The 6390-nt window shown below is 63.8% G+C and carries 6 protein-coding genes; all 6 read left to right on the plus strand.

Features of this window, described 5'->3' with window-relative positions:
• The first annotated feature begins 104 nt into the window (after window positions 1-104).
• The 6 genes from AC0L3S_RS14880 to AC0L3S_RS14905 all read left to right on the plus strand — a co-directional run bounded on the left by AC0L3S_RS14880 (window position 105) and on the right by AC0L3S_RS14905 (window position 6176).
• Window positions 105-932, plus strand: a complete 828-nt coding sequence (locus AC0L3S_RS14880) for a metal-dependent phosphohydrolase (protein WP_473279569.1) — start codon at window positions 105-107, stop codon at window positions 930-932.
• A 12-nt stretch (window positions 933-944) separates the two neighbouring features.
• Window positions 945-1835 carry an alpha/beta fold hydrolase gene (locus tag AC0L3S_RS14885; protein WP_473279570.1) on the plus strand — a complete coding sequence of 297 codons (891 nt, stop codon included), beginning with the start codon at window positions 945-947 and terminating at the stop codon, window positions 1833-1835.
• 137 nt (window positions 1836-1972) lie between these two features.
• Window positions 1973-2599, plus strand: coding sequence for a GTP cyclohydrolase I FolE (gene folE / locus AC0L3S_RS14890; RefSeq protein WP_018456940.1), 627 nt, complete (start codon window positions 1973-1975; stop codon window positions 2597-2599).
• A 29-nt stretch (window positions 2600-2628) separates the two neighbouring features.
• Window positions 2629-4152, plus strand: coding sequence for an FAD-dependent oxidoreductase (locus AC0L3S_RS14895; RefSeq protein ID WP_473279571.1), 1524 nt, complete (start codon window positions 2629-2631; stop codon window positions 4150-4152).
• A gap of 127 nt (window positions 4153-4279) precedes the next feature.
• On the plus strand, window positions 4280-4855 hold the full coding sequence (locus tag AC0L3S_RS14900; protein ID WP_473279572.1) for an HdeD family acid-resistance protein: 576 nt from the start codon (window positions 4280-4282) through the stop codon (window positions 4853-4855).
• Between the two features lie 112 nt (window positions 4856-4967).
• Entirely contained in the window at window positions 4968-6176 is a 1209-nt protein-coding gene (locus AC0L3S_RS14905; protein WP_473264037.1) for an ABC transporter substrate-binding protein, read from the plus strand.
• The last annotated feature ends 214 nt before the right edge of the window (window positions 6177-6390 follow it).

The raw sequence follows: 6390 nt of genomic DNA on the forward strand, positions 1-6390 counted from the left end.
TTTGGCCAGTCGGCCAAGATGGGCTATGCTGGCGCCTGCGTCGAGGACGAGAATGAGACGTCGGGTATTGGCGTGGAAAACCACCGACAGACGGGGCTGCATCCATGATGACGTTACCGAGACTGGCGGCGGAATCCCTGGAGAAAACGCTGGGTTCGTTCATGCGCCGCAGGTACGGCGATTCTCCGGCAAACATAGTCGAGAGCGCGACCCGTACCGCGATGGAATGCATCGGAAACAGCGACGCTCTCTATCATAATATCGAACATACGATGCTGGTCACGCTGGCGGGCCATTCCATCCTGAGCGGCCGGTATCTTCATATTCATCTCTCGGCCGAGGATTACGTCCACGTCCTGATCGCGTGTCTTGCCCATGACATCGGTTATGTCCGCGGCTTGTTCGAGGAGGATGACGAGGACGGTTTTGTGGTCGATGCGGCAGGCACCAAGGTCTCGCTGCCCCGCGGCTCATCAGATGCCAGCCTGATGATGTATCATGTCGACCGGTCCAAGCTGTACGTCATGCGCCGCCTGCAGCATATCCCAGGGCTTGATCCGGAACGCATCGCCCGCGCCATCGAGGGCACCCGCTTTCCGGCCCGCCAGGGCCAGGACTATGACGACGACGCCTCGATCCTGCGCGCCGCCGACTTCATCGGCCAGCTCGGCGACCCCAATTATCTGCGCAAGGCCAACGCGCTCTACTACGAATTCGAAGAAGTCGGTATGAACCGCCAGCTCGGCTACGATTCGCCCGCCGACATCGTGAACCGCTATCCTCAGTTCTACTGGAACAGCGTCGCGCCGCACATCCAGACCGAGATCGGCTACCTCAACAAGACCGAGATTGGGCGGCAGTGGATCGCCAACCTCTACAGCAACGTGTTCCGCGCCGAGCGTGATATCACGTTGTCGGGCCCGCAAAAATAGCTTCGCCTTCTAATGCAACACAAAACAATCACCACCGATATCCTCGACATCGCCTATCGCGAATACGGTGCGCCGGACGGTTGGCCCTGCATCATGGGTCACGGCTTTCCCTATGACGTGAACGCCTATGCCGAGACCGCGCCGATCATTGCGCAGGCGGGCGCGCGGGTGCTGGTGCCCTGGCTGCGCGGCTACGGGCCGACGCGATTCCGTTCCGCTGCGACGTTGCGCTCCGGCGAGCAGGCGGCGCTTGGCGCCGATCTCCTGGCTTTCATGGATGCGCTTGGAATCTCGCGCGCGGTGGTCGGCGGTTACGACTGGGGCGGGCGCGCGGCCTGCGTGGTCTCGGTGCTGCATCCGGAGCGCGTGATCGGCCTCGTCTCGGGCAATTCCTACAACATCCAGAACATCGCGCGTTCGATGGAGCCGGCTTCGCCACCGGAGGAGGCGGCGCTCTGGTATCAATATCTCTTCCACAACGAGCGCGGCCGCCGCGCGCTGGAGCGCAACCGGCGCGGTTTTGCACGCCAGCTCTGGTCGATGTGGTCGCCGACATGGGCCTTCGACGATGCGACATTCGAGACCAGCGCAATCTCGTTCGACAATCCTGATTTCGTCGATGTCGTGATCCACTCCTATCGACATCGTTACGCGCTGGTCGCGGGCGATCCCGCCTATGCCGCGATCGAGGCGAAGCTCGCCGCCCAGCCGCCGGTTCGGGTGCCGACCATCGCGATCGACGGCGACAGCGACGGCGTCAATCCCGGCACCGCGCACCATGCACGCAAATTCGAGGGCTTTTTCGAGCGGCGCGTCTTTACAGGGGCCGGCCACAATTTGCCGCAGGAGCGGCCGGCCGAATGGGCGCAGGCCGTGCTCGATGTGCGGAAAGCGGCCGCATAGAGCCGGGTTTCTCGTCCCTCAGTCTTGCCGCTCTCGCAGCTTCCGATTTTTCCTGATCCCGGGAACCTTTTCCAATCGCAGCCGTCCAAGCTGTGGGGCCGCGTTCTGTATGCGGTCCGTTGCAGGGGAGGTTTTCGATGAAGACGCAAACGCGCAGGCTGGAACGTGTCGCGGTCGCGCAGGCGCCGAGCGAGCGGCCCGAGAGGGCGGAGGTCGAGCAGGCGATCCGGACCATGATCCGGTGGGCCGGCGACGATCCCGCGCGCGACGGTCTGCGCGACACGCCGGACCGGGTCGCGCGCGCCTTCGAGGAGTATTTCTCCGGCTATGCGCAGGATCCGACCGAAATCCTGCAAAAGACGTTTGAGGAGATCGAAGGCTATGACGAGATGATCGTCCTGCGCGGCGTTCGCTTCGAAAGCCATTGCGAGCACCACATGGCGCCGATCGTCGGCCGCGCCTGGGTCGCTTATATTCCGCAAGGCCGGGTCGTCGGCATCTCCAAGCTCGCGCGTCTCGTCGACATCTACGCCAAGCGGCTTCAGATTCAGGAGAAGATGACCGCGCAGATCGCCAACACCATCAATGATGTGCTGAGGCCCGAAGGCGTCGGGGTCATCATCAAGGCAACGCATCACTGCATGACCACGCGCGGCGCGCACAAGCCCGGCACCGATCTCGTCACCAGCCGCATGCTCGGTGTGTTCCGCGACAATGCGCTGACACGCCAGGAGCTGCTTGGGCTGGCCAATTCGGACGATTGATCCGCGACGGCTCAAGGAGGCACAACGCCATGACCGAGGACAAGAAGCCAAGCGGGCCCGACCTGAGCCGGGGCGTGACGCTCGCCGCGTTCAAGGACGGCAAATTGCTCGGCCATGTCGGCGAGGAAGACGTCCTGGTGGTGCAGGCCGGCGGCGAGATCTTTGCGATCGAGCCGACCTGCAGCCACTATCACGGTCCGCTCGCTGAAGGACTCGTGGTTGGCGACACCATCCGCTGTCCCTGGCATCACGCCTGTTTCTCATTGCGGTCAGGCGAGGCGACCCGTCCGCCGGCGCTGAATGCGCTGGCGGTGTGGGAGGTCTCGCGCGATCAGGACAAGATCATCGTTCAGCGCAAGCGCGAGGTGCCGAAGCCTCCGGCGTCTCACCGGACAGCGCCAACGCCGCAAAATTTCGTCATCATCGGCGGCGGCGCGGCCGGTTTCGCGGCGGCGCAGACGCTCCGTCGCGAGGGCTTTGCCGGCGCCATCACCATGCTCAGCAATGACAGCGCGATGCCGGTGGACCGGCCCAATCTCTCCAAGGACTACCTCGCGGGCAACGCGCCGGAGGATTGGCTGCCGCTGCGAGGCGAGGACTATTATCAGGACGCCGGCATCGATCTCAGGCTCAACACGAATGTCTCTGCGATCGAAGCGAAGACGCGCAGCGTGACGCTGGGCAACGGCGACAGGCTGCCGTTCGACCGGCTGCTGCTCGCGACCGGCGCCGAGCCGGTCAGGTTGCGGATTCCGGGTGCCGACCAGCCTCATGTCCACACCCTGCGCTCGGTTGCCGACAGCCGCGCCATCATCCAGGCGACCGGCGGCGCCAAGCGTGCGCTGGTGATCGGCGCCAGCTTCATCGGCCTGGAAGTTGCGGCCTCCTTGCGGGCACGCAAGCTCGAGGTGCACGTGGTCGCGCCGGACGAACGGCCGATGCAGAAGGTGCTCGGTCCCGAAATGGGTGATTTCGTACGCGCCCTGCATGAGGAGAATGGGGTCAACTTCCATCTCGAGGACACGGTGGAAAAGCTGGACGGCACGCGCGCCACGTTGAAGAGCGGTGGCGTGATCGAGGCCGAACTGGTCGTGGTCGGCATCGGCGTCAAGCCGCGCCTTGCGCTCGCCGAGCAGGCAGGCCTTGCGGCCGACCGGGGCGTCAGCGTGAGCGAATATCTGGAGACCAGCATAGCCGGCATCTTCGCGGCCGGTGACATCGCGCGCTGGCCGGATCCTCACTCGCGGCAAACCATCCGCGTCGAGCACTGGGTCGTGGCGGAGCGGCAGGGCCAGACCGCGGCGCGCAACATGCTTGGCAAGCGCGAGCGCTTCTCGGCCGTGCCGTTCTTCTGGTCACAGCACTATGACGTGCCGATCAACTATGTCGGCCACGCCGAGAGTTTTGACGATATCGCGATCGACGGCAGCATTTCCGGCAAGGACTGCCTGCTGAAGTATCGCAAGGGCGGCCGCGTCCTTGCGATTGCTTCAATTTATCGGGATCTCGACAATCTCAAGGCCGAACTGGAGATGGAGCGGACACGCGGCTGAGGCACGCATCCGGTCTTGATTTGCGTCAATGTCGTTGCCCGCGAGGGCTGCTGTGCTGGCTGTCGTCCCGGTGCGGCGCGCGCTAGTCTGGCCTGTGCTCGCGGGCTTCCATGCAGGAGTGGCCGTCATGACAAGTGCCTCGGATATCTCCCATCCTTCCGGCCTGGGCTCCGGGATCTCGGCCCTGCATGCCAAATGGGGCTGGATCGTAGCCTTGGGAGTCGTCTACCTCGTCGCCGGCTTCGTCGCACTTGGCAGCGTTGTAATGGCGACGGTGGCGAGCGTGATCGTGGTTGGCGCCATGATGATCGTCGCAGGCGCGGCCGAAATCATCGGCGCGTTCCAGATGAAAAGCTGGGGCAAGTTCGTGATCTGGGCCTTGCTCGGCGTACTCTATGTTATCGCGGGCTTTCTCACCTTCGAGAACCCGCTGTTTGCTGCAGTGTTGCTGACCCTGTTCCTGGGTGCCTCGCTGCTCGCTTCCGGCGCCGTCCGGCTGTTTCTCGCTTTCAGCATGAAGCGTGAAAGTCCGTGGGTCTGGGTGGCGCTCTCGGGCGCCATCACGCTGCTGCTGGGGCTGTTGATCCTCGCACGTTGGCCGGTGAACAGCGTCTACATCCTCGGCCTGTTTCTCGGCATCGACCTGATCATGGCGGGCGCGGGGTGGGTGAGCCTGGGCTTCAGCCTGAAGCGGCGCCACTGATCAGCAACTCGACGCAAGACCCTCTCACGGAACTCCGCTGATCTGGCGTGCTGGCAAAAAGCAGCACGCCGCGCCTTCCGACCAGCGCGGCGATCATCACCGGGGAGAAACCATGAAAGCCGCTTTGGTCCTGGCTGCAGCCTTGGCTGCGTGCCTGTCCACGCCTGTCTCCGCGCAAAAATCCTACGGTCCCGGCATCAGCGACACCGAGATCAAGATCGGCAACACCATGCCCTATAGCGGCCCCGCATCGCCGCTCGGCATCACCGGCAGGGTGCTCTCGGCCTATTTCGACGAGGTCAACGAGAAGGGCGGGATCAACGGCCGCAAGCTCAATCTCCTGTCGCTCGACGACGCCTTCTCACCGCCGAAAACCATGGAAGCGGCGCGGCGGCTGGTCGAGGGCGACGGCGTGGCCTTCATCTTCGCGACCATGGGCACCGCGCCGAGCTCGGCGATAGCGAAATATCTCAACAGCAACAAGGTGCCGCAGCTGTTTCTGATCAGCTCGGCCTCGAAGTGGAACGATCCCGCCAACATGCCCTGGTCGATGGCGCTGCCATGGGCGCCGAACTACACCAGCGAGGCCGCCATCGACGTCGCCTATGCCCGTGCCAAGAACCCGAACGCGCGCTTCGCGGTGCTCTATCAGAACGACGATGCCGGCAAGGAATATCTGCGCGGCGTCAAGGAAGCGCTTGGCGCCGACGCCGACAAGGCGATCGCGATGGCGTCGAGCTTCGAGGTCGCCGACCCCACCGTCGATTCCCAGGTGCTGACGCTCGCCAACACCAAGGCCGACGTGTTCATGATCTATTCGGTGACGCCGCGTGCCTGCGCCCAGGCGATCCGGAAAGCGCATGAGGTCGGCTGGCAGGCGACGCGTTTCCTCGCCTCAGGCTGCGCCAACAAGGCCACCGTGATGGTTCCGGCCGGCCTCGATGCCGGCAAGGGCGTGCTCTCGCTCGGCTCCCTCAAGCCGTTCGTCGAGGCGCCGAAGGACGATCCGGCGATGACGGCCTATATCGACTTCATGAAGAAGCGCCTGCCCAATGCCGACGTCAACAACGTCGCGGGTCTCTACGGCTACACCGTCGCCGAGGCATTGGTGGTCTTGCTGAAGCAGTGCAAGGACAATCTGACGCGTGAGAACATCATGGCGCAGGCGGCCAATTTGAAGAATGTGCCGCTGTCGCTGCTGTTGCCCGGCATCACGCTCAACACCACGCCGCAGGATTTCCGCCCGATCAAGGACGGCTATATGCTTCAGTTCAACGGCAACGACTGGATCGTGGCAAGCGAGCTGCTGCGAGGCACCTAACGCGCGAAGCGACAAGTGGGGGCGAGGTGGCGCGCTCCGCGCACTCGGTGCAGTAGGGTGGGCAAAGGCGCACTTGCGCCGTGCCCACCACCTATCAATGCTTCGAGAGAAATGGTGGGCACGCTCCGCTTTGCCCACCCTTGTAATAGCGCGATCAGTTATCCTGGACACGTTCCGTGAGGAATGGCCTGCCGCGGTTTGCACCCCGCGACAG

Source organism: Bradyrhizobium sp. Ken01, from assembly GCF_055807355.1.